Origin of the sequence: Yersinia canariae, assembly GCF_009831415.1 — a bacterium.
GTDB classification, from domain to species: Bacteria; Pseudomonadota; Gammaproteobacteria; order Enterobacterales; family Enterobacteriaceae; genus Yersinia; species Yersinia canariae.
Map to the genome: position 1 here is coordinate 2,915,747 of NZ_CP043727.1, position 26,551 is coordinate 2,942,297.

Genomic DNA, 26,551 nt, shown 5'->3' on the forward strand with positions numbered 1-26,551 from the left:
ACTTTGCCTTATGGACGCATTTATTTTAGTTTTTACCTTGGCAATTTTGTTAGCTATCGGAGTGCCCGTCGCCTATGCCGTCGGCTTGAGTGCTATTGCTGGCGCATTTTGGATTGATTTACCTCTGGAAGCGGTAATGATTCAAATTACCAGTGGCGTAAACAAGTTCTCATTATTAGCGATTCCATTCTTTATTCTGGCAGGTGCCATTATGGCCGAAGGGGGAATAGCGCGACGGCTGGTGAGTTTCGCCTATATCTTCGTTGGATTTATCCGTGGTGGTCTGTCACTGGTCAATATCGTCGCCTCAACTTTTTTCGGAGCAATTTCAGGGTCATCAGTGGCAGATACCGCCTCAATTGGCTCAGTGATGATCCCGGAAATGGATAAAAAAGGTTATCCCCGTGATTTTGCCGCCGCCGTGACCGCCAGTGGCTCAGTACAAGCAATATTGACTCCCCCGAGTCATAATTCAGTGATTTATTCATTAGCAACCGGCGGTACAGTCTCCATTGCGGCGCTGTTTATTGCCGGGATCCTACCCGGCCTGTTACTGAGTTTCACCCTGATGCTAATGTGTGTCGGCTTTGCGTATAAACGGGGTTACCCCAAAGGTGAACGCGTCCCTTTCCGTCAAGCACTTAAAATCTTTGTCGACACATTATGGGGGCTGATGACGGTGGTCATCATCATGGGCGGGATCCTTTCCGGGATATTTACTGCTACTGAATCAGCCGCTATTGCCTGTTTGTGGTCATTTTTTGTGACCATGTTTATTTATCGTGATTATAAATGGTCAGAATTGCCCAAGTTGATGTACCGCACAGTAAAAACCGTCACTATCGTAATGATTTTGATAGGCTTTGCGGCCAGTTTTGGCGCAATCATGACTTACATGCAATTACCCGAGCGTATCACTGAGTTCTTTACCTCGGTTTCTGATAATAAATACGTCATTCTGATGTGTATCAATATCATGTTGTTGCTGATAGGCACCTTAATGGATATGGCACCGTTGATTTTGATATTGACGCCGGTATTGATGCCGGTTACCAATTCATTAGGCATTGACCCGGTGCATTTCGGCATGATTATGCTGATTAATCTGGGGATTGGCTTGATTACTCCCCCGGTAGGCTCAGTGTTATTTGTCGCCAGTGCGGTGAGTAAACAGAAAATTGAGCAGGTTGTGAAAGCAATGCTGCCGTTCTATGGCGCACTGTTCTTGGTCCTGATGCTAGTGACGTATATTCCAGAAATATCGCTGTGGTTGCCTAGAGTCTTTGGTGTCTACACCGGCTAAGACATTAGCTCGCCCTCGGGTATAAATATGTCGGGCCGCTGACTGGCCCGACTCTCAGTATTAGAATGGAATTTTGAAATAACCAATGTAAATCAAAGGGAAACGTGCCATTATGGTCGTAACGGCGTAAGCCGTCGGAGTGCCCCAAGGTACGGTCACCGATTCACATATTGGTATGAAAAATCAATACCACAGGCTCATGATTGGCCAGCCCACCAGTAGCAACATGCTGATGTAGAACACCCCCATGATCCCGCCCAGTCGCCAGTAATCTTTCGATTTCACATAGCCACAGCCGTAGATAATCACGCCAGGGCCGGTAGCATATGGGGTTAGAACGCCCATGATCCCAATAGACAATACCAACAACATGGATAAATGTTCCATTGGCACGCCGCTTAATCCTTTACCGACGGCTAAAATTACCGGCAGCATTGTCGCGGTATGAGCAGACAAACTTGCGAACAGATAGTGGGAAAAATAGAACACCAGCACTAATGCTACAACCGTCATATTCGGTGAGAAACCATCAAGATGGGTACTCATCGTGTTGGCAAACCAATCAATAAAACCGGAGCGAGTCAGGCCGTTGGCCATCACCACTAATGTCGCCAGATTGACCAGTGTGTTCCAGGCGCTGGAGTATTTGGTAATATCCTTCCATGACACCACATGCAGCGCCAACATTAGAGATACGGCCAGTAAACCGACCGCTGTTGCATCAATAAACTTGCTGCCAAATACCCACAAGCACAGGCTCAACAGCACCAAACCAATCAGAATCATCTCTTTGCGAGTTAGTGCTCCCATTTCTTTCAATGCCGTTTGTGCCCAGGCCGCCACTTCATCACTTTTGGTGACGCCGGGTTTATACAGCACATAAGAGAGCCAAGGGGCGACTATCAGCAAAATTAAGCCAACGGGCAGGAATGCTAAGAACCACTGCATCCATCCGATATGCACACCGGCAATCTTATTCACAAACTCAATACCCAGCACGTTAGGTGCCGCGCCGGTCACAAACATGGAGGAGCTGATGCTGGTGCCAATCACCATCATCCACATCAAATAACCCCCAATACGCCGTGAAGAGGGGTCATGCGGGTAAGAATCGAACAGCGGCGGCAAGTTTTTCACCACCGGGAACACCGTTCCCCCCGTCCGGGCGGTATTCGATGGTGTAAAAGGGGCCAAAAGAATATCAATGATAACAATGGCATAACCCAGTGTCAGTGTCCGTTTGCCCATGAATTTGACCATGAACAAGGCGATTCGACGGCCCAGCCCGGTGGCCTCATAGCCGAGCGCAAAAATAAACGCCCCAAACACCAGCCAAACGGTGGTGCTGGAGAACCCCGCTAGCCCCCATTTCAATGACTCTTTACCACCATTAAAACTGGCATCTGCCACTTCCGCAGCACTGAATAGCACCCAGTCGGAACTCAGCACGCAAATTGTCACCGCAATAAAGCTTATCGCGGTGGCGGGAATTGGCTCTAAAATCATACCGACAATCATGGCGACAAAAATCGCAAAATAGCGCCAGGCTTGAGGTGGCATACCTTCCGGGGTGGGTATCAACAGCAGAACGGCCAACACCACAAAAGGCGCGAGCGCTTTCCATAATTTCTCTTGCGACTTCAACATAGAGAGACTCCTATAACACCGTTATTATTTTTGTGAGGGAGATGATGAGGGAATTGCGCCAGAAACCAGGTCAGGATCAGCAGGTCAGCACTGCCACCAGGGCTAAGGTTGCGGGCGATACATTGGGCGTCAAACATCCGCACTTTTAACTGGCTGAGAGGCTCGCGCATCCCTGCTGGTGAGAGTGAGGCCAGAAGCTCTGTCGCCTGTTGTTGTAGCCATTGCAACCCCGCCATACCGCCGCGAGAAACCACATTGGTATCGCGATTGACGGACATCAAAATCAGCAAGGTGTGCAATAAGGCATGGTCAGGTTGTGCGCCATCGGCTAATAAGCGCCGGTACGCGGGTAAAGCATGGGTTAACACCGTTGCAAAGCCTGATTCAGCTTCACCGCGCGCGCCCGTCAGGCCATGTTGAGAAAACAGGCGCTGCCCAGCGGTTTGTTGAGGATTAGACTGGCACAACTCGCGATCCGTTAGCCCACAACATAAGCTGGCGACTTCCTGACACACCGCATCGGCACTGATCTGTTGCGCGCGCGCATACAACCGCCCAAGCGCACAGCACATTAATCCCAGTGAAAAAACACTGCCTTTATGGGTATTCACACCGCTGGTGGCCAAAAACATGCTGTTTTCACAAGCTAACCCCAAGGGCCGCAGACGGTTAAGCGCGGCCTGCCCGTGTAAATGGCTATGGTGAATGCCATGTTCGATAAAACGCGGCAACCACGGTGCAATAGCATCAGCGCTGTGATAAAAATCTTGTAATGTCATATCCTTATGCGCACCACAATTAACGCAATCCACCAACCCGGGCTTGGGAGTCAGATTGACCTCGGCCAACATCGCCCGATAAGCCAGTGCGCCATATTTTTGGCTAAAGTCACCGCCAGCCCAATCTGCGGGCGACGAAACCGCCATGCTGTCAGTGCGTTGCAGTTGTGGCATTGAGCATCAACTCCATCTGGGCCAGCAGTTCTTCAATACTGTGGGTCTGCGCTCGAGCACAAACATTCGCTGGGCGGTGGCACAGCAGGCAGCGGCGCGGTGCCAACCCGACATCACGGCGCGACAGAATTCGCCCCGAAACATCGAGCACATCGATATCCCATAACCTGCCCTGCGGGTGCTTTAGCTCCAGTAACAGTGCGGCGTCTTTCACTTGCTCAGCAGGCAAATCAACCGCTATCAACCCCTCACAACCGGTCGGCAATGGGAAAACTTCTTGCTGCAATACGGGCCAGCACTGCTGCTGACTCAATGCAGTAATCGCTTGCCACGCCAGTGCAAACAGCTTGCGCGTCAATGGGTTATCTTTCACAGCACCCGGAGCCACTAATGTCAGAGAAATCAACGTGACTGGGTGGCGAGCCAGCCAGGCCTGTTGACGGCTCTGGCGCGACTCCCGACTGGTCAGCAATTCCGGTAAACTAATGGGTCGGTTAGCGGCTAACGCGGGGGAAAGTGTATTCATCGTCTACTCCTGTATCTGATGAACAACATCAATCACGGAACCGTCGCGATAACGCACCACGGCCACCACGCGATCGGTGAATTTGATCGGTTGCGGTTCACCCGTCAAAATCAGTGCGCGTTGATAAAGCCAGTCGATAGTCACCACCGGCAAACCCGCCTGCTGCAAGCGCTCTGCCAGTTCTGGCCGTGCCGGATTGACCGCAATACCGTGATCGGTCACTAAAATGTCCACACTGGAACCCGGCGTCACACAAGTTGTCACTTCCTTGACTAAGGTCGGAATCCGTCCGCGCACCAACGGCGCGACAATAATTGACAGCCGAGCCGCTACCGCAGTATCACAATGTCCGCCGGAAGCCCCGCGCAGCACGCCATCAGAGCCGGTCAACACATTGACGTTAAAAGCGGTGTCAATCTCCAGCGCACTGAGCACCACCACATCCAGCCGGTCGACTGATGCACCTTTCGAGCTGAAATTGGCATATTGGTTAGCACTGATTTCGATATGACGGGGATTACGAGCCAGTGAAGCCGCCGCCTGTTTGTCAAAACTTTGCACATCCAACAGCTTGGTAATCAGCCCTTTTTCATGCAGTTCCACCATGGTTGACGTAATACCGCCGAGGGCAAAAGCCGCCGTGATATTGCGACGTAACATTTTATCCTCGAGGAAGCGAGTCACAGCCAGTGATGCTCCGCCGGTGCCAGTCTGCAAAGAGAAACCATCAACAAAATAGCCCGACCCCGCAATCACCTCAGCGGCGCGGCGAGCAATCAGTAATTCACGGGGATTAGAGGTCATACGGGTGGTATCAGCGCCGATCTTGTCGGCATCCCCCACTTGTTCAACCCGAACAATCAAATCGACCTGATCCTGAGTAATACTGGCAGGATGGTGTGGATAAGCCACCAGAGCTTCAGTCAACAGCACCACACAATCGGCATATTCGGCATCAACACGGGCATACCCCAAGGAACCGCAACAGGCATTACCACTAAAACCATTGGCATTACCGAACTCATCACAGGCCGGAACCCCAATAAAAGCGACATCAATGGTCAATTCGCCGGACTCAATCAGATTAACGCGGCCACCGTGGGAGTGAACCTGAACAGGTTTGGCTAACAATCCGCGCGATATCTCATCCGCCAGCGGCCCGCGCATGCCGGAGGTATATATTTCGCTGACGACGCCATTGCGGATATGCTCAACCAGCGGTGAATGGCAGTCGCTCAGGGAGCTGGAAGCCAACCGTAAGTTTTTGAATCCCATGGCAGCAATGGCATTCATGACCAGATTCAAGGTCAAATCACCGGCACGGAAAGCATGGTGGAAGGAAATGGTCATGCCGTCTTGCAACCCGCTGCGGCGGATAGCATTTTCCAATGAATCACAAATCTTGATATTGCGCGGCTTCTGCGCCTGTAAATTCGCTTTAGATGTGTTTTGATACAGGTGATATGCAGGGCTGTTATCCTGACAATGACTTAAGCTTTCTACTCGTTGTTGCCTATTCATTTCTTATTCCTCACGCAGGCCGCTGACCGCACGTTGTAAAACCAACCGTGCCCGCTCAATTACCGGGCTGTCCACCATCTTGCCGTTCAGGGAAACCACACCGCGCCCTTCTGCCTCAGCCGCTACAGCCGCATCGACCACCGCCTGTGCATGGCGGACTTCTTTCTCAGTCGGGGCATAAAGGTTGTGTAACAGTTCGATTTGGCGTGGGTTTATCAGCGATTTGCCATCAAAACCCAGTTGTTTGATAAGTGCTGCTTCCTGCAAGAAACCGGCTTCGTTATTGGCATCGGAATACACGGTGTCAAAAGCTTGAATACCGACTGCGCGGGCAGCTTGCAAAATTGAACAGCGAGCAAACAACAGTTCAATTCCCTCGGGAGAGCGCTCAGTGCGTAGGTTGCGGACATAATCCTCCGCGCCCAATGCAATCCCCATTAAGCGCGGAGACGCCTGTGCAATAGCCAGCGCCTGAGTAATACCCTGCGCAGATTCAATTGCCGCCAACAAGCCAGTACTACCCACTTCGCGGCCGCATTCCGACTCAATACGGCTGATTTCGTGCGCCATATCTTCTACATCTTTCGCGTTGTCAGTTTTCGGCAAACGCACGATATCCGCCCCACCACGGACTACAGCCTCTAAATCAGCCAGACCATAAGCTGAGTCCAATGCATTGACTCGCACTATGGTTTCTACATCTTGATAAAGTGGATGTTGTAAGGCGTGATAAACCAAACGACGGGCGGCATCTTTTTCGCGCAGGATAACTGAGTCTTCCAAGTCAAACATCAACGCATCTGCCTGATAAATAAAGGCATTACTGACCATTGCGGCATTAGCACCTGGAACAAATAACATGCTGCGGCGCATTCTGTTTTTCATTTCGGGTTTCATCAATGCGCTCTCCATGGCAGAATTTTTTCATCGCAGGCTCTCAGCAACGCGGTTTCCAGCCGTGCTTGTAAAACACAATCCAGCGCACCTTTATCGTCAATAATCAGTTGCACCCCAGTCACCCGATACTGTTCCAGCAACGCCAGCACGCTGTAGCGAATGGCTTCACCAAACTGCTTGTCCACACTGCTGTGTATTTGCAGATCTATTTCGGGTGGATTTAATGGCGCGATGCGCACCATGACGTCGCTTGACTCCAATGTTCCGGCGACAGCCTCTCTAATAATTTTCATTTTTCACCTGATTAACTTGTCTTCAAATTTGCGGTCTCTGACTTACGTATCAGTCCCTATCTTTGCGCCCTGCTTTAACCAACTGCTTTTAATCAGTTAAAACAGGGCTGAATTCTTTACTAAAGTGGTGGTTTTCTCGGCACTGCCCGCCTTTTGCGCGCGTTGCGTCAACAGTCGCTGTAAGTAATGGCAGGTAGCGGGAGGAACTAATTTTCGAATGGTTTCGCCATCCCCCTGTGCCAGTAATTTGCGTACCCATGAGGCGGAAATAGCGGTGTTGTGATATTTGAGACGTTCTATTTCCACCAGTGAAATCGGGGGATACGGTAATGACGGTGTTTCCAGCCAAAAGCCCATGTCACGGTTATATTTGGCCGTCACAGTACAAAATGGCTCAGTCCCAACAAAACGATGAGTGACCCCCAGTGCCGGGGCTAAATATTGACGAAATATTTTCAGATCAATCTCGGTATAGCAGTCATCTGCTACGCCTTGATCTTTAATGAAATAACACGGGAATGTGGCTCGGGAGATCATATATTCCGAGCCGGGATGTACCGTCAGATTGGCAATATCTTGTGTGCCTTCGAGCACTAATTGCAGGCGGTCTTCGTATGGGAAACGTGAATTATCTTCTTTGACTAAAAACAGGTGCAACCAATCACACTGGGCTGCGGCCTGCCGTACCAAATATTGATGCCCACGGGTAAACGGATTGGCATTCATTACGATGCTGCCAATTTTCTGCCCTGGTTGACGTAATTGGCGTAATTGTTTGGCATAGCGCTGCAAACGGCAGTCGCTATTTTCCATCAACACCACAATACCGGGAACACTGGCTATAGGATAAAAGCCACAGGCCTTAAATAAACTCTCATTTTTAGTTTTGGTATAAATAAACAGATGGCTGTGGTGGCGCTCATAGGCCAGATTAACTAACTCAGTTGCCAGTGTTAGCGCCAGTCCTTCGCCCCGCACCTGCTCACTGATCGCCACACATTTGATGATATTGCCAGCAATGCCACCACAGGCTACAAGCTTTTCATTACGGCTTACGGTAATAAACACCTCAACGGTGGTATCTATATTCAGATCATTAGCACGTAAGAAACGTGTTATTTCTGCAATCTGCTGATGGTCTGAACGATTAATTCTATTAAATACCGTATCCATAATTCACTCTCTGCCATAACGTTTACATAACAAATAAAAAACAAGTTAAGGCGAGAACAATAAAAATAAAAAACCGCCATAACTATAAATAAAAAATTCACATAAAAACAACAAGATGAGATAAATTGAAGTCAGATTATTTTTAATTTGAATTAATTTGTGAGCACATGCTAAACATAAAAATAGCGCGGTTAATTGACCTATTTCACATATAAGAGAGTAAATATAAGTTATTTAATGGTTTTAATTTTCTTAATTATAAATATATATTTTTATTTCTCTTAGCTATTTAATTATTTCTTAAATTAACTTATGTTAACGCTTGTGCAATGGCCCATATGTTAATTAAGGTGAGTCGCGTGTCGAGTTCTTCCCTAGCAGACAAATTGAAATGGCGCAGCCGTATATGGGGCCGGTTGAAAAATATGGCCTTTCCATTGCGCATATTTCTGCTGCTGTTAACCGTATCTATCTTACTGGTCGGCGCGCTAGATCGTTTTCTCAGCCATAATTTTGAGCAATACCTGCTAGATCAAGTCAGTAAAACTGCAATGAACCAGGCCAAAATAATTGCTTCGATGGATTCGGTGGTCAATGCCGTTAAACATCGAGATAAAGCCCAATTAGCACAAATTGTCGGCCGGCTTGGAAACACTTCTGACCTTGATTACCTCGTCATCGGTGACACTCAATCAATTCGTTTGTATCACCCTAATCCCGAGATGATTGGCTACCCAATGCAATGGACCAAACCCGGCGCGCTGGAAAGGGGCGAGAGTTACATTATTTTTGGTAAAGGCTCCATGGGCGAGGCCATGCGCGCTAAAACCCCAATCCGCGATGAACAGGGAAAAATCATTGGCGTGGTTTCGCTCGGTTATCTGATTAGCAAAATAGATCACTGGCGACTTATTTACCTGTTGCCCCTCACCCACTCTTTTATCCTGGTACTCGTGGTGCTGTTGTTCTTGTCATGGTTGTTTGCTCACCACATCCGCCGCCAAATGATGGGAATGGAACCGAAAGAAATAGCCCGCGTGCTACGCCAGCAAGAAGCGCTGTTTGGGGCCGTATTTGAAGGGCTGTTAGCGGTTGATCCTGAGGGAAGGATCACTGCAATAAATCAGAATGCGCGTAAAATGTTGCATATCTCAGCCACGCCACAGCAATTGATTGGTCGTAAAGTCAGTGATGTCGTCTCTCCTGACCACTTCTTTCTCGATCAAAGTGGCGAAAACCGCCAGGATGAACTCTGTACTTTTAATGGCTTAAATGCTATTGCCAACCGGGCGGGTATTTGGTCGGAAGAGGGGGTCTTTCAGGGCTGGGTGGTGAGTTTTCGCAGTCAGGATGATATTCATACTCTCAGCGCCCAACTCAGCCAGATTAAACAATATGTCGAAAATCTGCGCACAGTGCGCCATGAGCATCTTAATTGGATGTCGACGATGAGTGGGTTGTTGCAAATGAAAGAGTTTGATCGGGCGTTAGAGATGGTGAAAACCGAGTCTTCCTCTCATCAGGCACTGATTGATATGCTGCGCACCGCGTTTAATAACCGGCAGATTGCGGCGTTATTATTTGGTAAATACCACCGGGCCAAAGAGTTAGGCCTGAATTTGAACTTTATCCCCGGCTGTCAGTTAGGTAATTTACCGCCCAATATAGGCGAAAATGAACTGGCCGCCATCATGGGAAACCTGCTGGATAATGCTTTTGAGGCCAGCCTAAAAAACCCAGAGGGTGATAAACAAGTTGAAATTTACCTGTCTGATGAGGGTGATGATGTGATTTTAGAAGTCGCCGATCATGGGTGCGGTATCGACCCACAATTTCAAGATAGCCTGTTCGAGCGGGGTATCAGTTCTAAAAATTCAGACGAACACGGTATTGGCCTGTATTTGGTGGCCACCTATGTTCAGCAAAGTGGCGGCACCATTACGATAGAAGAAAATCCGCCGCGCGGCACTTTATTTACAGTCTTTATTCCAAAGACGCATTGATCTCAAAGACAGGGAGATCCCATGGAATGTCTTAATATTTTAGTGGTAGAAGACGAAACGCCACTGGCGGAAATGCATGCAGAATTTATCAAACAAAGCACTTACTGCCATGAAGTCTGGCTCGCCGGCAATTTACAGCAAGCCCGAAGCATGATAGCCCGCTTTCATCCTGATTTGATTCTGTTGGATAACTACCTGCCCGATGGCAGTGGTCTGGAATTATTACGGGAGTTGACCTTACAAGGCTTCTCTGGTGGCATTATTTTCGTGACTGCAGCCAGTGACAGTGAAACAGTCTCTGAGGCTATTCGCTATGGGGTTTTTGATTACCTGATAAAACCAGTAGCCTACGAACGGCTGGAACAATCATTGGCCCGTTACAGCCATCGTCATCAAGTCCTGCAAGATGGTACTAAGGTCAATCAGCGCCAGATTGATGAGATGTACAACACCTATGCTCGTGGCGAACAAAAGGTGACTTTGCCACTGGGTATTGACCAAATGACACTGGATAAAATTCAGATGCTATTTACGAATAATGCAGATGAATACACCGCTGAAAATGTTGCAAAGGTCCTCGGATTAAGCCGGACGACAGCCCGCCGTTATCTGGAGTTTTGTGCTGCTAACCAAGCCCTGCAAGCAGAGATAATTTATGGCAAAGTGGGCCGGCCACAGCGTATTTACCGCAGTAAAAAAGCCGTGTGACCTTACCTCAGTTTCACTCCGTTTTTTTTCATGCTCCACACTCACCCTGTGGAGCACGGCTTTTTTTCAGTGAAAACTTCCTATTTCTGCATCGGGTTTTTCCCGCATATGTTAAGCCTCTTACATTTTTGATAACAATTATTGCTACGCTAATGATTGATGAGCATCATGAAAGCTTATGTCCCATAATAATGAAAAATCATGATTAATGTCGCATTGATAGATGACCATATTGTTGTTCGCTCGGGTTTTGCACAGCTATTATCACTAGAAAAAGATATTCATATTATTGGTGAATATGGCTCGGCGGCAGAGGCTTGGGCCAATCTGCCCGAGACAAATGTCCATGTCGCTGTTATGGATATTTCAATGCCAGATGAAAGTGGATTAAGTCTGCTCAAGCGCCTGCGTCAAAAAATGCCCCATTTCCGCGCCATTATCCTGAGTATTTATGACACCACCGCCTTTGTGCAAAGTGCTATGGATGCGGGGGCCAGTGGTTACTTGACAAAGCGCTGTGGCCCGGATGAATTGGTTCAGGCGCTACGCACTGTCAATGGCGGTGGGCTCTATCTGTGTGCTGATGCATTGCGGGCATTGCGCCATATGCCACAACAGCCGCAACAACTGGCGGTGTTAACACCACGAGAAAAAGAAATTTTCCAGTTATTAATCAATGGAATAAGTGTTAAAACCATTGCCGAACAATTATCACTTAGTCATAAAACTGTACATGTTCATCGGGCTAATATTCTGGGTAAACTGAATTGCGAAACCACCGTTGAACTGGTGCATTTTGCATTGCAACATCAGTTATTGGCAGGGAACTGATATGTGGCAATTGCGCTCAGTGGGGCTGTCGCTGTTTCTGGCTATTTTCTTTGCGTTAAGTTGGCTGGCACTGTGGACGATTAGCTTTTATCTGAGTGATGATGGTTTGCATGCCGTTTTATTACTGCCCCAAGGCCTACGGCTGGCATTGATTATCCTGCTGCCGCGCCGCTATTGGTCGGTGTTATTACTGACCGAGTGCGCTGCATTGGGATGGCTGCACAGTGAACAGTTGCAACCCACAATTTTAATCATGTTGTCCCCTTTCCTCAGTTTGCTGCCCGCCGAACTGACCCAGCGTTTTTGGCACCATTACACACTTTATTGGCAGCGGCTATTACTGCTCCTCGCCGCCGTTACGGGTAACAGTCTGCTGCACGGGTTAATTCTGGGGTATTGGTTGCCTTTGCCATTAACTCACACCCTGCTCGCCACTTTTACCGGCGGCATACTGCTGGTACCGTTTACCTATCTCATTTATGAATATTTAAAACAGCAGCATATTCGAAACTTGTTCTCCCAACAGATGCCAGATCCGCCTCTGCGCACATCACTGCTCATTTGGTGTTCGCTGATTTTCGCTATTGGGGTTTGTGTGCAGGTTGCCATTGCCCCAAACATGGAGCGGTTATTGCTGATTTTTGTCTTCCTGCCCAATGTCTTTATGGCCTACAAATTCGGCTGGCAAGGAGGGGTGTTAGCCGCGGTGTTAGGCAGTTTGATGATAACGGTGACCCGTCAGGCCAGCGGCGCATTTCATGATTTAGCTGAGCTGGAATTGTTCCTTTCTACTCAAGCACTTTTGGGGCTGACATTGGGAATAGCCATCAGCCGTCAACAGCAGTTGGCACAACATCTGCACCGGTATCGCAATCAGTTAGAGCAAGAGTTGCAAACCCGCCGCAAACTGATGAAGCGGCTCGTGCATACTGAGGAGGATGTGCGCAAAGAAATTGCCCGCGAGTTACACGATGAAATCGGCCAGAATATCACCGCCATTCAAATTCAGGCGATGTTGGTAAACCGCAGTGCCCCTTCTCCAGCGGCCCAATCTGCGGCCAATCAAATCAGCAGTTTGTCACAGCGCATTCATCAAACAACTCGCCAATTATTACGTCAATTGCGCCCACCGGTGCTTGATGAAATGCCACTCAATCAGGCACTGCATCATCTGGCAGAAGAATTTGCTTTTGCCGAGCAAGGAATTGATTTCCAAATGGATTATGCACTGCCCCCGACGCCCGGTGAGGATGTGGTGGTGTTTACACTTTACCGCCTGATGCAAGAGCTGCTTAATAACATTAATAAGCATGCTAACGCCAGAAATATCCAGGTGAGTCTGCGCCTGACCGACGATATCATCACCCTGGAAGTTCGTGATGACGGGATGGGGATCCCCGTGCAACCGCAAGGAGGGGGATTGGGTTTGCGCGGTATTGAAGAGCGCGTGCGTGCGCTTGGCGGTGACTGGCTGCTACAACGCCGTTTAGGAACCCGAGTGGTGGTCAACCTGCCCACCCATGTCCGCACCAGCGACTCTGTGAGCCTGCCCACAGAACGAGATCAAAAGCCCTCATAAATAAGCATTATTCCTAACTGTCTACAACCTTGTCTCATCTCTTTTACTTTTTCCTTCCTTACACTCAACACAATTACCGGAGGAATCCATGTCAGCACCCCCATTGTCGTCAAAGACTTTCCCCCCTGAGCCTTTGACGCCGGAACAGGTGAATGCGCGTTACCGCTATTGGCGACCGCGCCTGATGGCCGCCATGGTAATGGGTTATGCCGCCTTTTATCTGACACGCAAAAGTGTCAACTACGCCATGCCGGTGATGCAACTGGAATTGGGGCTGGATAAAGGGGATATCGGTTTACTCGGCACCCTATTTTATTTGGCCTACGGCGGTTCAAAATTTGTTTCCGGCATTGTCAGTGACCGCACCCAAGCACGCTGGATTATGGGTATCGGTTTGATGATGACCGGGATACTGAATGTGGTCTTTACCCTGTGCCACTCTCTGCCCGCCTTGTTGGTGGTCTGGACTTTAAACGGTTTCTTTCAGGGCTGGGGCTGGCCCCCTTGTGCCAAATTGCTGAGCACATGGTATTCACGCAATGAACGCGGGACTTGGTGGGGGTGCTGGAATACGTCCATCAGCATTGGGGGCGCGGCGGTGCCTTTGCTATCGGCTTTTCTGGCCTCGCACTATGGCTGGCAGGCCGCACTGCTAGTCCCCGGGGCCATCGGCATCGTGTTAGGTATTTGGTTATGCTGGCAATTGTGTGACAAACCGCAACAGCAAGGTTTACCGACCATCGGGCAATGGCGACGAGATCCGCAGGATCAGTGGCAAGAGCAACAAAGCCCTCCCATGCCGATGGGGCGTATTTTTCGCGATGCCATTTTGCGCAACCGCACCATTTGGCTGTTGGGCGTTTCTTATGTGCTGGTCTATCTGATCCGCATTGCCCTCAATGACTGGGGCAATATTTGGTTAGCAGAGAGCCATGGCGTCAATTTGCTCAGTGCCAATGCCACCTTATCGCTGTTTGAGTTAGGGGGATTATTTGGGGCGTTATTTGCCGGTTGGGGGTCAGATTTGTTATTTCGTGGACAGCGCGCCCCGATGATTTTGCTATTTGCACTGGGGCTGTTTCTGACCATGACGGCCTTGTGGCTGGCCCCGGTACACAACTATCCGCTGCTATCAGTGACATTTTTCAGTATTGGCTTTTTTGTCTTTGGGCCACAAATGCTGATTGGTCTGGCGGCGACCGAATATACCCATAAAGATGCTGCGGGCACCGTTACTGGGTTTCTCGGGTTATTTGCTTATCTCGGTGCTGCGCTGGCGGGGTGGCCACTGGCGCAAGTGTTACAACATTATGGTTGGCAAGGCTTTTTTGCTCTGCTGACCCTGGCATCTGCTTGTGTTGGTTTGTTATTGATGCCGCTATTGATGACCGGTATCAATCGATTGAAAACAGTACGTTAAACAAAGTCAGTCATACCTCTACCTACAACTGTAGTCTCTGTAACCGTTGTCTCTATAACACAGCCCAACATGCACCCGGTAACGCGTGCATAAGGGTATAAAAAGGATAATGTTATGAAACTTGCACCTCTCTCAGCACTGATAGCCGCGGGCCTCGCACTGAGTGCCTTTACAACCGTTGCCAAAGCGGAAGGCCGTTTAGTTATTTACTGCAGCGCAACCAATGCTATGTGTGAAGAAGAAGCCAAAGCGTTTGGCGAAAAATACGATGTAAAAACCAGCTTTATTCGTAATGGCTCCGGCAGCACACTGGCCAAAGTCGATGCAGAGAAAAAGAATCCGCAGGCCGATGTTTGGTATGGCGGCACACTGGACCCGCAGTCACAGGCCGGTGAAATGGATTTGCTCTATCCCTATGCCTCTCCTAACTTAGCGCAAATTATGCCGCAATTCCGTGACCCGGCAAAACGCAAAGGTAACTACTCCTCTGCAGTTTATATCGGTATTTTAGGGCTGGGGGTTAATACCGACCGCCTGAAAGAAAAAGGCCTACCAGAACCGAAATGCTGGAAAGACCTGACCAATCCAATCTATAAAGGTGAAATCCAGATTGCCGATCCGCAAAGCTCTGGCACTGCCTACACCGCACTGGCAACTTTCTCACAGCTGTGGGGAGAAGAGGCCGCATTCGATTACCTGAAAAAACTGAATGCCAACGTGTCGCAATACACCAAGTCAGGTATCGCCCCGGCCCGTAACGCCGCTCGTGGTGAAACCACCATCGGCATTGGCTTCTTGCATGATTACTCTTTGGAAAAAGAGAAAGGCGCGCCGCTGAAATTGATTTCGCCTTGCGAAGGGTCTGGCTATGAAATTGGTGGCGTCAGTATTCTGAAAGGGGCGCGTAACCTGGACAACGCCAAGCTATTTGTTGACTGGGTACTGTCAAAAGATGCACAAGAATTGGCATGGCAGAAAGGCCAGTCGTACCAAATTCTGACCAACACGACGGCCGCAACCTCCCCTAACTCACTCAAGCTTGATGATCTGAAGCTGATTAATTACGACATGGACACCTACGGTGCTACCGAAATGCGTAAAAGGCTGATAACCAAGTGGGTCAATGACGTCAAGATGGGCAAATAACAGCCCACAAAGTCCTCCTACTTATATCAATGATTTATCGTTTATTTCTATAACTGAATCATTGGCGTTACAGCAGGTAGCCAGTGCATAACAAATTGGTCAGATACCAGTTTGAACCGCATTCATACCAGCCCACGGAGTGAGTCTCAGAATGGGGCTCACTCATCCCGCTGAACTTGCCCAAGTAAGTGACTCGGGTTCGTGAGTGTGGTGGTGAACACTGCTGCGACGCCAAGGAAGGTTATCTGGGGAATACCATGACACATGCTCTGCGGCTCCCGCAGACACGGGATGCCATTTTCTATTGGCTCGCTTTTGCCGTGGCTGCTTTTGCTTTGCTACCTGCGTTCAGTCTGGATTACGGCCTGCTCGACGCGAGCCGTTCCGAACTCCTGGCAGCTTTCGGCTGGTCCAGCTTGAACATCAGTACTTTATGGTTTGCCTTGCCATTAGTGCTCCTTTTCCGGCCATTATCCCCACAAGGGCGTGAACATCGTGCCCGTCACCTGTTTGATGCCGGTTTTGCCCTATTCTGCGCCTTATTCGTCGTAATAAGCTCCGCATGGCTGCAACGCGGGTTAGGTTTTGCCACTATTGGGTTGTTTATTGCATTGGGGGCGGTCATTACTTTGGCGCTCGCTCGCCTTGAATGGCTGGGGGGCGACCGTTTTGTTCTCGGATCACTGGTGACCATCATTGCCTTGATAACCGTTTTCATTCTGTTTCCCAGTATCGCCATCTTCATTCCAGTCTTTACCGATGAAAGCGGAGCTTTTGCGCCATGGCAATTTATGGCGATCCTTGGGCAGGCGCATATCCTGCAAGTTATCTGGAACTCGTTCGTGCTGTCGGTCGCGGTCGGTATCGGCTGCACATTCTTTGGTATGGTGTTAGCGATTTACACCACACGAATTGCCAAGCGCTCAGCCTTACTAGGGCGAATTTTCTCCATTCTACCGATTGTAACTCCGCCGTTTGTGGTTGGGCTGGGTGTCACTCTGATGATGGGCCGCTCCGGTTATGTCACCGAGCTAATGGTCACGTGGTTTGGGCTGACAAATACTAACTGGCTCTATGGCTTTACCGGCATCTGGCTGGCGCAAGTTCTGGCCTTTACCCCAATGTCATTTATGATCCTCGATGGCGCGATTAAAACCATTCATCCATCGCTGGAAGAAGCCTCTTATACCCTGCGCGCCAGCCGCTGGCAGACCTTTATGCAGGTATTTCTGCCGCTGTTGAAACCGGCATTGGCGAACTCATTTTTGATAGTCATTGTGCAATCACTGGCGGATTTCAGTAACCCACTGGTATTGGGGGGGAACTTTGACGTGCTCGCCACACAAATCTACTTCTATATTACGGGCGCACAACTTGATTATCCGGCAGCCTCGACACTCGGTGTCATTCTGCTGATGTTCTCACTGTTTATTTTCTGTATCCAATACATGTGGATAGGCAAACGCTCTTACGTCACCATCTCCGGTAAATCTTCGCGCGGTGATGTCCAACCATTACCGGTCACTCTGGTCTGGGGCACGACGGCCATGTTGTATGTGTGGATTGCCTTTAACGTATTGCTTTACGGCAGTATTTTCTATGGTAGCTTTACCGTCAACTGGGGTGTCGATTACACCTTAACGCTGAATAACTTTAACCAGCTATTTGGGCAAGGTTTCAGTGATGGCGCGTGGCCTTCACTGCTCGATACGCTGCTCTATGCTGGCATCGCCGCACCTATCACCGCCGCTTTTGGTCTGCTCATTGCCTATATCGTAGTTCGCCAGCAATTTCGGGGTAAAAAAACCATTGAATTCAGCACCATGTTGTGTTTCGCCGTGCCGGGAACGGTGGCGGGGGTCTCCTATATTCTGGCCTTTAACAGTGCGCCGGTGTATCTGACCGGCACAGCGGCCATCGTCATTATCTCGATGGTGATGCGAAATGTGCCCGTTGGGATACGCGCCGGGATTGCCGGCCTTGGCCAACTCGATAAATCGCTAGATGAGGCCTCACTCAGCTTGCGAGCCGGTTCGCTACGCACAGTGATTTACATTTTGCTGCCATTACTGCGTCCGGCGATTTTATCGGCGCTGATTTACAGCTTTGTGCGGGCCATGACCACCGTCAGTGCCATTGTTTTCTTGGTGACGCCAGATACGCGAGTCGCCACCTCCTACATCCTTAACCGGGTAGAAGATGGTGAATACGGCATCGCAATTGCTTATGGCTCAATTCTGATTGTGGTGATGCTCGCCATCATCTTCCTGTTTGATTATCTGGTTGGCGAAGCGCGAATTGCCCGCTCAAAAGCCAGTAACGCTGAATAACGGCGCATTGATAAGGCTTAACATGATGACTAACGAAAATAATGGGTCTAATAAAAATCATTTTTCTGATAAAAACCAAGGGGCTGAGAAAAAGCATTTTGTCGAACTCAAGCATGTCACCAAACGATTTGGCACCAATACCGTCATTGATGACTTAAATCTGGCTATTCCTAAAGGCGAAATGGTCACATTACTTGGGCCATCCGGCTGTGGCAAAACCACCGTATTGCGACTGGTTGCCGGGCTGGAAAAACCTACTGGCGGGCAAATTTTTATTGATGGAGAGGATGTCACTGACAGATCTATCCAGCAACGGGATATCTGCATGGTGTTTCAGTCCTATGCCTTGTTCCCCCATATGTCGCTCGGCGAAAATATTGGTTATGGCCTGAAAATGCTGGGTCGGCCGAAAAGTGAAATTCGTGAGCGGGTGACGGAAGCGCTGGCATTAGTGGACTTAGAAGGGTTTGCTGACCGTTTTGTCGATCAAATATCGGGGGGGCAACAACAGCGCGTGGCGCTGGCAAGGGCACTGATTCTAAAACCCAAAGTGCTGCTGTTTGATGAACCTCTCAGTAATCTGGATGCCAACTTGCGTCGCAGTATGCGCGATAAGATTCGTGAATTGCAGCAGCAATTTAATATTACTTCGCTGTATGTGACACACGACCAAAGTGAAGCTTTTGCTGTTTCTGACACTGTGTTGGTGATGAACAAAGGCAAAATCATGCAGATTGGTGCGCCGCAAGAATTATATCGCCACCCGGCTTCGCACTTTATGGCCAGTTTTATGGGGGATGCCAACGTCTTTCCCGCGCGGATCAATAGTGATAGCGTCGAAATTTTTGGCTATCACATCCCTCGTCCACAAGGATTTGCTGCGGGATATCAACAATCTACCGTGGGGGTAAGGCCGGAGGCTATTACCCTTAGCCAGCAAGGTGAGCCGAGCCAGCGCTGCACTATCAATAAAGTGGCTTATATGGGCCCTCAATATGAGGTTTTAGTTGATTGGCATGGCCAATCATTATTATTGCAAGTGAATGCCACACAATTGCAACCGGCGCCAGGAGATAGCTATTACCTGCAAATTCACCCGTATGGCATGTTTGTCCTGACGGATGCCCCGCAATAAGCTCTCTGGCGGGCAGTGTGACCACATAACTGCCCGCCACTTTATCAACCACCATGGCGTTTTTACGGGTGAATGTTGAGCGAAAAGCCAAAAATCTCAATAAGTTGCGCAAACTGTAAGCAAACAATCCAAATTTACTGTTTCCCCTTTGACATGTTCCTCATACCCCGCTATTATTCGCCCCGTTCACACGATTCCTCTGTAGTTCAGTCGGTAGAACGGCGGACTGTTAATCCGTATGTCACTGGTTCGAGTCCAGTCAGAGGAGCCAAATTAGAGAAACCCGCTTAGTCACCTAAGCGGGTTTTTTGCTTGCGTGGTTAACACCGCTATTTGTCCTAATAGTGAAACGCTTAAAGCTTCATTATTAATTTTTCATTACCCCGTCATTCACGAAGTCATTATCAAATTAGCGGCTATCTCTCTGATATTTATCAGAGAATAAGTCGGACAAAGTATCATGGAACTTTCCTACGTATGATGTCGAAAAGTCGGATATATTCACATTTATAATTATAACTTAACTATTTCTTCTCTTTTTTTCCTGAATAATACATTCTAATTACAATAAAAAAATTCCTAACTCGTTTATAATCAATTCACTAAGCAGAATAATGCCGATGAGAAGAATTTAGTTACGCAACCTATGCATGAGTAAGAATCTTTTCTTGATAATCTATAATTAGAGATTAAAATCACCGAAATAGTACCTCAGATAATTAGTACTTGGGCATCGGCAGTAGCGGTTCTTGTTTATCTCATCTTGGGTAATCATTTGAAGTCGATCGGTGCGAGCGAGGAGCAGTGAATTAACTCTGCGAATCCCAAGATATAACGGTTTACGGAGATAACATGACAAAATCAGTGATGATAGTTGATGACCACCCGGCGATTCGTGTCGCTATTCGTGCGTTATTATCACAAAGCAATGAATTTTCAACTATTTTTGAATCAGTTGATGGCAGTGAAGCCCTGGAAACATTAAAAAATAATTCTGTTGATCTGGTTATTATCGATATTGAACTACCAAATTTTGATGGTTTCTCATTGCTGAAAAAACTACAACAACGTGGCTTTACAGGTAAATCATTATTCTTATCAGCTAAAAACGAACAGGTTTTTGCTGTTCGGGCATTACAGGCTGGCGCGAACGGTTTCATTAGTAAGAATAAAGATATTAGTGAAATTCTTTTTGCTGCGCAGAACGTATTACGTGGGTATTCTTTCTTCCCATCAGAAACCTTGACCCAATTAGCCGGGCAGCCTTCAAGTCATGATCCAGTCAATCGCGCTCGCTTGTTGTCCGAGCGGGAAATTAATGTTTTGCGCTACCTGGTCAATGGTCTGTCTAATAAACAAATTGCCGATGAGATGTTTATCAGTAACAAAACTGTCAGTACCTATAAAACACGGATCCTAACTAAATTAGGACTAAGTTCTGTAATTGAACTGGCTGATTATGCGCATACCCATAATTTGGTATAGCTCAGCAAAGTCTGATTTATCGCGTACCGCGTTATTTTTACGTCGTTGGTTTTCCTTACGCATTTTACTGTGTTGCTTGCTATTACTTAGCGGGCAGCTTCATGCTTCCCTGATAACCGGCCGTCAGGGATGCGATACCGGTCAACCGCTGACAATCCACAGTATCGCAAACAGTTACAGCGAAGACTTATTACTCCCTCCGTCCACTGATGCCCGCCAATCAAGCCGGCGTACAGTAAAAGTGGGCGTTGTTATTGATGCCAATACCCCTTTCGTTGTTAATCGCGATGACAATTCCATAGAAGGTATCGTCGCGGATTATTTGAAAATTATCAGTGATGCCAGCCAACTCTCTTTCCAGATGATTGGTTATTGTGATTATGGCCTTGTTTTGAATGCACTGGAAAATGGTCAGGTTGACTTAATGGCGGGAACCCCGATGCCCGCTCAGCCAGGGCTGATAGCTTCCCATGCATTCTTTACCAATCGGCATGTTGAAGTTCGCAGTAAAAATTGGGATCCCACGAAACGCACTCATCCGGAAACGGTGGCTATCGTGAATAACGAGCCTCTGTCACCGGAGTTTTTATTTAATTATCATGCCGATAAAATCGTCGCCTACCCTAACCAATTACAGGGGTTACTGGCGGTCGCCTATGGTAATGCCGACGTCTTTGTCGCAAATGCCACGTCAGCAAACTATTTGATTGATCAATTACAACTGCTGACACTGCAAATTCGAAACTTTGCGCCCTATCATCCTGCTCCCTATACCTTTTTGGCTCTGGAAAAAAATCAAAAACTGATTGATTACATTAATCAGATTCTGGAATTACTGCCCAGCCGCGCCACAGGTGATATTCAACAGCGTTGGTTTGGTAGCAAACACCATTACAATATTGATGCCAAATTACTGCTGACGGAACAGGAAGTTAACTGGATTCAACACCATCCGGTGGTGACTTATGTAGCTCCGCTGGATTTGGCTCCGTTAATTTTCCGTGATCGCCAAACCGGCGAGATGGCGGGTTTCTCTGTCGATCTGATTGATATTATTTCACGCCGAACCGGGATTAAATTTAAACCGATTTACACTAAAGATACCGGCGAAGCTGTGCGGGATTTTATCGCCGGGAAAACAGATATGCTGCCCATCGTCGCTGCGCGCAATGGTCAGTATGGCAGTAACCTCTTCTCTTCACCTGTTGCCCAATCTTTATGGGGTATTTTGACACGAGAAGATCGTATCGATATCAACAATGTCGCAGACTTAGCAGGAAAACGGGTCGGTATACAAGCGGGCAGCACTTCCGGTGGGGTTATTAGCAACGCTCTTTTGGCACAGAAAATCACCTTTGTAGAAGCACCCGACACCATGACGTTGGTGCGCTGGTTACAACAAGGGAAAGTAGACGCGATTATCAAAAATATGATGACCGCTAACTATCTGTCGGCACAGAACTTTACACCTAATATCAAGACGGTGGCGGTTACCGGAGAAGAACCATTAATGATGGCATTTGCCATTAATCCGGCGCTGCCTGAATTAAAAGCCATCATAGATAAAGTGATTGAATCTATTCCTCCGGAAGAATTAGACAATCTGATCAGTGAATGGAGTACATTCAAACCTAAACCCACCTCTTTTGATGAACATTCATTAGAAAATGAATGGCTGATGCTGGCGCTAAAAATAAGCTCCGGCATATTGCTTGTCTTCGGCTTGTACCTTGGTTACCTTGTGTTCAATAAACGCCGCCAGGCCAAGTTACTGCATGCCCGTTTAGTCCAGCAAGAATCAATTATTAATGCCTTACCCTTTGCTGTTTTTATTCGCACCACAGATGGTGAGTTAGCGGTTTATAACAGCCACTTTGCAGATGCGCATCAAGATAAGCTAAACGACATGCTCAATCAGAAGACTGAGCAAGCTCACTGGCCGATGACCAGCCAACTTGACCGCGAGATAGATAAGTATTGTCGTGATGTTTTACACGATAGAAAGCCCCAAATGGTGGATTTATCTCTTGAGATTAACGGTGAATTGCGTGATATCTTCCTGTGGATTATTCCTCTGGATAATGCTGAGCGCAGTCTACTCGGCGGTTGGTTGGATATCAGCCAGCGCAAAACTGTTGAGCGGCAATTGGAAGCGGCCCGTGTTGAAGCTGAAAGTGCCAACCGCACCAAGAGCACGTTCTTGGCGACCATTAGCCATGAACTGCGCACACCAATGTACGCCATTATGGGGTTACTGGAGCTGGAAATACGCAGCCCGCAACCCGTGGATAAAAACACACTGGTGACCGTATCTAAATCAGCTCAATCTTTGATGCTGTTGCTTGATGACATTATCGACTCCGCTAAAATTGAAGCCGGTCAACTGAGTGTCCACCCTGCTGTCGTCGATTTCCGCCAAGAAATAGAGCGCATGTTCACGATTTATCAACCTATCGCCGATGAACGCAACCTGAGATTCTCTGGTTGGTTGGATGATCAAATCCCTGATTTAGTTATGGTTGATATGCTGCGCGTCCGTCAGGTGATGGGGAATCTATTGGGTAATGCCCTGAAGTTTACTGAACATGGCGGTGTGTCAGTGGATATTACCTGGGAAGCCATTGACGAAAAGCATGGCATAATGAATATCGATATTACTGATACCGGTATTGGCATCTCTCCTGCGGCACAAGCTACATTATTCCAGCCATTCAGCCAGGCCAATGAGGGTAAATCACCGCGTTTCGGTGGTTCCGGTTTAGGGCTGTGGATCTGCCATCAATTGATTCACAAAATGGGTGGGCAAATTGCCTTAGAAAGCCAGCTCGGCAAAGGGACTAGCCTGTTTATTACCTTGCCGCTGGAGGTTGCAACTGCGGATGATTTGCCGCCAGATTCAACCATTGTACACGCAGATGAAACGCAATTGAGTCAGTTGAAAAACTTGCGAATTCTGGTCGTCGATGATTTACCGGCCAATCGCCAATTACTTCAACAACAGTTAGCTTTTATCGGTATTGAGCAAGTCATGAGTGCTGAAAATGGCGCAGAAGCTTGGCAGATATTGCAGCATTACAGTTTTGATGCCGTCATTACCGATTACAATATGCCTTTGATGAATGGCTACGAATTGGCAGCCCATATCCGCAATAGTGCAACAATGAAAGATATGGTTATCATTGGCTGTACCGCGGATGCGCGGGAAGAAAGCGCGGCCCGTTGCAGTGACGCCGGTATGAATGACTGCATGGTCAAACCTGTAACTATTGATACGCTGCGGACTACCCTGCTTCGGCTGGAAATTATTGGAAGCAATGCGGATGTTATCCATCATCACACCGTCATTGATGCTGATGATGATGTCAGCGCACAAGATAGCGCGCATCAGGAAAAAACAATTTCAACTGACAGTGAGCAACAATCCCCCCTTCTGACGGCACAGAAAAAGCTAAAATCACTCTCCGGCGGGAGCCACGAGGTGGAGTTGAAGTTATTGCAATCATTACTGGAAAGCAATATACAAGATACTGCGACATTGACGACACTGTATACGCGCCTAACGGCTGATGATGACAGTACTATTTCTACTGATATTTTTAAAGAAATGGCCAGTCTGGTTCACCGAATTAAAGGTGCCGTACAACTAATTGATGCGCTGGCACTAGTAGAAAGTTGTATTCAATTCGAATCATTACTGCATACACAAGATAGATATGCCGTCATTTCTTATGGTGTTGATTACTTGATACTGTTGACTGAGACTAACCAATTATTGGTAGAATTAATTGCTTCATACTCTGAAATAGACAGTTCCGCGCGATAAAATAGAAATCGAAATAATATTATTGCTGAAAGCCCATCGGAGATTCTGATGGGCTTTTTTACTGCCTGACTTTTATATTTAATAATCCAAATATAAACTCACACCCAAAATAAAACATAACCATTTGTAATAAATGAATATTTTAATTACACCTCGGTTATACAGGATAAGTTCCTACACGTTTTGTGGGAAATTTCACATATAAAACAAAGACGCCTCTCATTCTGCTGCCTCGATTTTCCCCTTACACTACCGGTGGTCCCAAAACCAGATAGTCAATATAAATAACGGATGGTCATATTCAGCTTGATGATCGCTCATTCTGTTGAATGCTTAAGATCCCGTTTGCGAAAATATAAATCATAAATTTAAGTGGGAATATCATGGGAAAAACATTAATTGCGTTGGTGCTACTTACCCTACCGGGCATAGCGTTGGCGGCAACCTCAAATAACACTATCAAGTTTCAGGGAGAAGTTGCCGAACAAACTTGCATGGTTGATATCAATGGCACAGCCAACACACCCGTTGTTTTGTTACCAACCGTCTCAACCAGTAATTTGAATCAAGTCAACTCAGTCGCCGGTAAAACCAACTTCACGATCAATCTAACCGGCTGCAATATCGCCATACAAGACACCAAAATCAGCTCTGTTTTCCAAGGGATGAATGTCACACCTGCAGGTAATTTGGGGAACGTAGGGACAGCACAAAACGTTGCCATTCAATTACTTGATACTAACGGAGCACCAATTCGTATGTCTGGCGGCAGTGTTTCGGTCCCCGGCATTACCTTGGTTGCTGGGGCAACATCAGCATCTCAGGATTTGGCTGCACAATACATTACGGAAGAAGGTCGCGCGACAGCAGGGAGCGTTATTGCTTCAGCTCAATATGCGATCACCTATCCCTGACTATTCGTGAAATCCAAGCTGTTCATGAATACGTTGGCCACCGGTAACGGAGCCGAAATACACCAGAAAAACCGAGGATATGTAAGCGCTATGCCACTGATTGCCCACAAAATTATCGCCTGCTCGTTGTTGCTGCTTAGCGGCGTACCCTTATGGACGCAAGCCAGTGTTGTCATGACAGGAACACGTATCATTTATCCTGAAGGCACACGGGAGAAAGTGCTTCAACTCAGTAATAAAGATGACCATCCTAATTTGGTTCAATTATGGATGGATGACGGAAATAATCAGTCTTCTCCATCAAAAAATGATGTCCCATTCGCATTGACACCACAAATATTCCGCATGGAAGCCCAAAGCGGACAAGTGGTTCGTTTGTCGTATATTGAACATAATTTACCCAAAGATCGTGAGTCAGTTTTCTATCTGAACTTCCTACAAATCCCCGCGTTAAAAAAAGTAGACTCGGAACCGGAAAACAAACTGGTTTTGATTGTTAATAACCGGCTGAAAGTCTTTTATCGCCCTGCAGCATTGAAAGAAAACGTTGATACCTTGGGTGAGAAAATCCGCGTCACTCTGGCTAGCACTAGTGGCGACAAAATCAAGATACATAACCCTACGGCTTATTACATAAGCTTGCGTGATGCCAAACTGGTAAGTGATGGGAAAACCATTTCATTTGCAACTAGCGAGATGTTTGCGCCCAACTCAACCACTGATCTGGCTTTGCCGGCAGGTGTTAAAGCTAAAAAGGGTGAGTTGCTGACGCTAAACGTGGTTAATGATTATGGCACCAACATTCCCTGCGATTATCATTTGTAATGCGGCCGCGATGATAATCCACAATGTGCCAGGCTACAG

The 26,551-nt window shown here is 47.7% G+C and carries 20 protein-coding genes and 1 tRNA gene; 14 read left to right on the top strand and 7 right to left on the bottom strand.

What is annotated here, in order from left to right:
• The first annotated feature begins 10 nt into the window (after positions 1-10).
• On the top strand, positions 11-1,303 hold the full coding sequence (locus F0T03_RS13465; RefSeq protein WP_145556402.1) for a TRAP transporter large permease: 1,293 nt from the start codon (positions 11-13) through the stop codon (positions 1,301-1,303).
• A gap of 183 nt (positions 1,304-1,486) precedes the next feature.
• Here the strand turns inward: F0T03_RS13465 and F0T03_RS13470 are convergent, their stop codons facing one another.
• The 7 genes from F0T03_RS13470 to citC form a co-directional block, all read right to left on the bottom strand.
• Entirely contained in the window at positions 1,487-2,950 is a 1,464-nt protein-coding gene (locus F0T03_RS13470) for an anion permease (protein WP_145556403.1), read from the bottom strand.
• On the bottom strand, positions 2,944-3,903 hold the full coding sequence (gene citG, locus F0T03_RS13475) for a triphosphoribosyl-dephospho-CoA synthase CitG (protein WP_162526949.1): 960 nt from the start codon (positions 3,901-3,903) through the stop codon (positions 2,944-2,946). The genes F0T03_RS13470 and citG overlap by 7 nt, the downstream gene beginning before the upstream one ends.
• Positions 3,881-4,429: a citrate lyase holo-[acyl-carrier protein] synthase gene (gene citX, locus F0T03_RS13480; protein ID WP_145556404.1), complete on the bottom strand. Its 549-nt coding sequence runs from the start codon at positions 4,427-4,429 to the stop codon at positions 3,881-3,883. Before citX ends, citG begins: the two co-directional genes overlap by 23 nt.
• A 3-nt stretch (positions 4,430-4,432) precedes the next feature.
• A complete protein-coding gene (citF, locus tag F0T03_RS13485; protein WP_145556405.1) occupies positions 4,433-5,950 on the bottom strand; it encodes a citrate lyase subunit alpha in 1,518 nt (505 codons plus the stop codon).
• Between the two features lie 3 nt (positions 5,951-5,953).
• Positions 5,954-6,847: an aldolase/citrate lyase family protein gene (locus tag F0T03_RS13490; RefSeq protein ID WP_162526950.1), complete on the bottom strand. Its 894-nt coding sequence runs from the start codon at positions 6,845-6,847 to the stop codon at positions 5,954-5,956.
• The gene (gene citD, locus F0T03_RS13495) at positions 6,847-7,140 is read right to left on the bottom strand and encodes a citrate lyase acyl carrier protein (protein ID WP_025377851.1); all 294 of its coding nucleotides are present in this window, start codon (positions 7,138-7,140) and stop codon (positions 6,847-6,849) included. Before citD ends, F0T03_RS13490 begins: the two co-directional genes overlap by 1 nt.
• A 96-nt stretch (positions 7,141-7,236) precedes the next feature.
• Positions 7,237-8,313 carry a [citrate (pro-3S)-lyase] ligase gene (citC, locus tag F0T03_RS13500; protein WP_159678909.1) on the bottom strand — a complete coding sequence of 359 codons (1,077 nt, stop codon included), beginning with the start codon at positions 8,311-8,313 and terminating at the stop codon, positions 7,237-7,239.
• Positions 8,314-8,651: 338 nt separating this feature from the next.
• Between citC and dpiB the strand changes: the two genes are divergently transcribed.
• The 13 genes from dpiB to F0T03_RS13565 all read left to right on the top strand — a co-directional run bounded on the left by dpiB (position 8,652) and on the right by F0T03_RS13565 (position 26,512).
• Entirely contained in the window at positions 8,652-10,316 is a 1,665-nt protein-coding gene (dpiB, locus tag F0T03_RS13505) for a sensor histidine kinase DpiB (protein WP_159680885.1), read from the top strand.
• A gap of 21 nt (positions 10,317-10,337) precedes the next feature.
• Entirely contained in the window at positions 10,338-11,024 is a 687-nt protein-coding gene (gene dpiA, locus F0T03_RS13510; RefSeq protein ID WP_145556409.1) for a two-component response regulator DpiA, read from the top strand.
• A gap of 201 nt (positions 11,025-11,225) precedes the next feature.
• A complete protein-coding gene (locus F0T03_RS13515) occupies positions 11,226-11,855 on the top strand; it encodes a response regulator transcription factor (protein WP_145556410.1) in 630 nt (209 codons plus the stop codon).
• A gap of 1 nt (position 11,856) precedes the next feature.
• Positions 11,857-13,434, top strand: a complete 1,578-nt coding sequence (locus tag F0T03_RS13520) for an MASE1 domain-containing sensor histidine kinase (protein ID WP_145556411.1) — start codon at positions 11,857-11,859, stop codon at positions 13,432-13,434.
• 88 nt (positions 13,435-13,522) lie between these two features.
• Positions 13,523-14,854: an MFS transporter family glucose-6-phosphate receptor UhpC gene (uhpC, locus tag F0T03_RS13525; RefSeq protein WP_159678911.1), complete on the top strand. Its 1,332-nt coding sequence runs from the start codon at positions 13,523-13,525 to the stop codon at positions 14,852-14,854.
• A gap of 114 nt (positions 14,855-14,968) precedes the next feature.
• On the top strand, positions 14,969-16,000 hold the full coding sequence (locus F0T03_RS13530; RefSeq protein WP_159678914.1) for an ABC transporter substrate-binding protein: 1,032 nt from the start codon (positions 14,969-14,971) through the stop codon (positions 15,998-16,000).
• A 257-nt stretch (positions 16,001-16,257) separates the two neighbouring features.
• The gene (locus tag F0T03_RS13535) at positions 16,258-18,330 is read left to right on the top strand and encodes an ABC transporter permease (RefSeq protein WP_145556414.1); all 2,073 of its coding nucleotides are present in this window, start codon (positions 16,258-16,260) and stop codon (positions 18,328-18,330) included.
• Positions 18,331-18,355: 25 nt separating this feature from the next.
• A complete protein-coding gene (fbpC, locus tag F0T03_RS13540) occupies positions 18,356-19,465 on the top strand; it encodes a ferric ABC transporter ATP-binding protein (RefSeq protein ID WP_159680887.1) in 1,110 nt (369 codons plus the stop codon).
• Between the two features lie 195 nt (positions 19,466-19,660).
• Positions 19,661-19,736 (top strand) — tRNA-Asn (locus tag F0T03_RS13545).
• 581 nt (positions 19,737-20,317) lie between these two features.
• Positions 20,318-20,950 carry a response regulator transcription factor gene (locus F0T03_RS13550; RefSeq protein WP_145556588.1) on the top strand — a complete coding sequence of 211 codons (633 nt, stop codon included), beginning with the start codon at positions 20,318-20,320 and terminating at the stop codon, positions 20,948-20,950.
• Positions 20,925-24,773 carry a response regulator gene (locus F0T03_RS13555; protein WP_159678916.1) on the top strand — a complete coding sequence of 1,283 codons (3,849 nt, stop codon included), beginning with the start codon at positions 20,925-20,927 and terminating at the stop codon, positions 24,771-24,773. Before F0T03_RS13550 ends, F0T03_RS13555 begins: the two co-directional genes overlap by 26 nt.
• 383 nt (positions 24,774-25,156) lie before the next feature.
• Complete coding sequence (locus tag F0T03_RS13560) at positions 25,157-25,687, top strand: fimbrial protein (protein WP_145557096.1); 531 nt, start codon at positions 25,157-25,159, stop codon at positions 25,685-25,687.
• Between the two features lie 90 nt (positions 25,688-25,777).
• Positions 25,778-26,512, top strand: a complete 735-nt coding sequence (locus tag F0T03_RS13565) for a fimbrial biogenesis chaperone (protein ID WP_145557098.1) — start codon at positions 25,778-25,780, stop codon at positions 26,510-26,512.
• The last annotated feature ends 39 nt before the right edge of the window (positions 26,513-26,551 follow it).

Bases quoted from the DNA above. Each gene is read 5' to 3' on its own strand.
- F0T03_RS13465 (WP_145556402.1), top strand. From the start codon at position 11: ATGGACGCATTTATTTTAGTTTTTACCTTGGCAATTTTGTTAGCTATC.
- F0T03_RS13470 (WP_145556403.1), bottom strand. From the start codon at position 2,950: ATGTTGAAGTCGCAAGAGAAATTATGGAAAGCGCTCGCGCCTTTTGTG.
- citG (WP_162526949.1), bottom strand. From the start codon at position 3,903: ATGCCACAACTGCAACGCACTGACAGCATGGCGGTTTCGTCGCCCGCA.
- citX (WP_145556404.1), bottom strand. From the start codon at position 4,429: ATGAATACACTTTCCCCCGCGTTAGCCGCTAACCGACCCATTAGTTTA.
- citF (WP_145556405.1), bottom strand. From the start codon at position 5,950: ATGAATAGGCAACAACGAGTAGAAAGCTTAAGTCATTGTCAGGATAAC.
- F0T03_RS13490 (WP_162526950.1), bottom strand. From the start codon at position 6,847: ATGAAACCCGAAATGAAAAACAGAATGCGCCGCAGCATGTTATTTGTT.
- citD (WP_025377851.1), bottom strand. From the start codon at position 7,140: ATGAAAATTATTAGAGAGGCTGTCGCCGGAACATTGGAGTCAAGCGAC.
- citC (WP_159678909.1), bottom strand. From the start codon at position 8,313: ATGGATACGGTATTTAATAGAATTAATCGTTCAGACCATCAGCAGATT.
- dpiB (WP_159680885.1), top strand. From the start codon at position 8,652: ATGTTAATTAAGGTGAGTCGCGTGTCGAGTTCTTCCCTAGCAGACAAA.
- dpiA (WP_145556409.1), top strand. From the start codon at position 10,338: ATGGAATGTCTTAATATTTTAGTGGTAGAAGACGAAACGCCACTGGCG.
- F0T03_RS13515 (WP_145556410.1), top strand. From the start codon at position 11,226: ATGATTAATGTCGCATTGATAGATGACCATATTGTTGTTCGCTCGGGT.
- F0T03_RS13520 (WP_145556411.1), top strand. From the start codon at position 11,857: ATGTGGCAATTGCGCTCAGTGGGGCTGTCGCTGTTTCTGGCTATTTTC.
- uhpC (WP_159678911.1), top strand. From the start codon at position 13,523: ATGTCAGCACCCCCATTGTCGTCAAAGACTTTCCCCCCTGAGCCTTTG.
- F0T03_RS13530 (WP_159678914.1), top strand. From the start codon at position 14,969: ATGAAACTTGCACCTCTCTCAGCACTGATAGCCGCGGGCCTCGCACTG.
- F0T03_RS13535 (WP_145556414.1), top strand. From the start codon at position 16,258: ATGACACATGCTCTGCGGCTCCCGCAGACACGGGATGCCATTTTCTAT.
- fbpC (WP_159680887.1), top strand. From the start codon at position 18,356: ATGACTAACGAAAATAATGGGTCTAATAAAAATCATTTTTCTGATAAA.
- F0T03_RS13550 (WP_145556588.1), top strand. From the start codon at position 20,318: ATGACAAAATCAGTGATGATAGTTGATGACCACCCGGCGATTCGTGTC.
- F0T03_RS13555 (WP_159678916.1), top strand. From the start codon at position 20,925: ATGCGCATACCCATAATTTGGTATAGCTCAGCAAAGTCTGATTTATCG.
- F0T03_RS13560 (WP_145557096.1), top strand. From the start codon at position 25,157: ATGGGAAAAACATTAATTGCGTTGGTGCTACTTACCCTACCGGGCATA.
- F0T03_RS13565 (WP_145557098.1), top strand. From the start codon at position 25,778: ATGCCACTGATTGCCCACAAAATTATCGCCTGCTCGTTGTTGCTGCTT.